Consider the following 805-nt stretch of genomic DNA (forward strand, 5'->3'; position numbering starts at 1 on the left):
TCACCATGGCAGTGAATGTAAATACAAACGTTTCAGCGATGACAGCGCAACGTTACCTAAACAACGCAAACAGCGCACAACAAACATCAATGGAGCGTCTAGCTTCAGGCTCAAAAATCAACAGCGCAAAAGATGACGCTGCGGGTCTACAAATCTCTAACCGTTTGAACGTTCAGAGCCGCGGCCTTGATGTTGCAGTACGTAACGCGAACGACGGTATCTCGATTGCACAAACTGCTGAAGGTGCAATGAACGAGACGACTAACATCCTGCAACGTATGCGTGATTTGTCTCTACAATCTTCAAACGGCTCAAACTCAAAATCTGAGCGTGTAGCGATTCAAGAAGAAGTAACAGCACTGAACGACGAACTAAACCGTATCGCGGAAACGACGTCTTTTGGTGGCAACAAGCTGCTTAACGGTACTCACGGTACTAAATCATTCCAAATCGGTGCGGACAACGGTGAAGCGGTAATGCTTCAACTGAAAGACATGCGCTCTGATAATGCTCAGATGGGTGGTAAGAGCTACCAAACTGAGAACGCGAAAGACAAAGATTGGAACGTTCAAGCTGGCTCTAACGACCTAAAACTGTCGTTCACTGATAACTTCGGTCAAGCACAAGAAATCGACATCAACGCAAAAGCGGGTGACGATATCGAAGAGCTAGCAACGTACATCAACGGTCAACAAGACTCTGTGAAAGCGTCTGTAACTGAAGATGGTAAGCTACAAATGTTTACTGGTAACAACAAAGTTGAAGGCGAAGTGGCATTCTCTGGCAGCCTTGCTGGCGAACTAGG

At 46.5% G+C, this 805-nt stretch carries 1 protein-coding gene; it reads left to right on the forward strand.

Annotated elements, in window-relative coordinates; genetic code table 11:
• Positions 1-5: 5 nt before the first annotated feature.
• Positions 6-805 (forward strand): flagellin (locus tag ATB74_RS23375; RefSeq protein ID WP_061019853.1); only part of this gene is annotated, 800 nt, incomplete at its 3' end.

The organism is Vibrio splendidus (assembly GCF_001557875.1).
In the GTDB taxonomy this organism is placed as follows: Bacteria; Pseudomonadota; Gammaproteobacteria; order Enterobacterales; family Vibrionaceae; genus Vibrio; species Vibrio splendidus_F.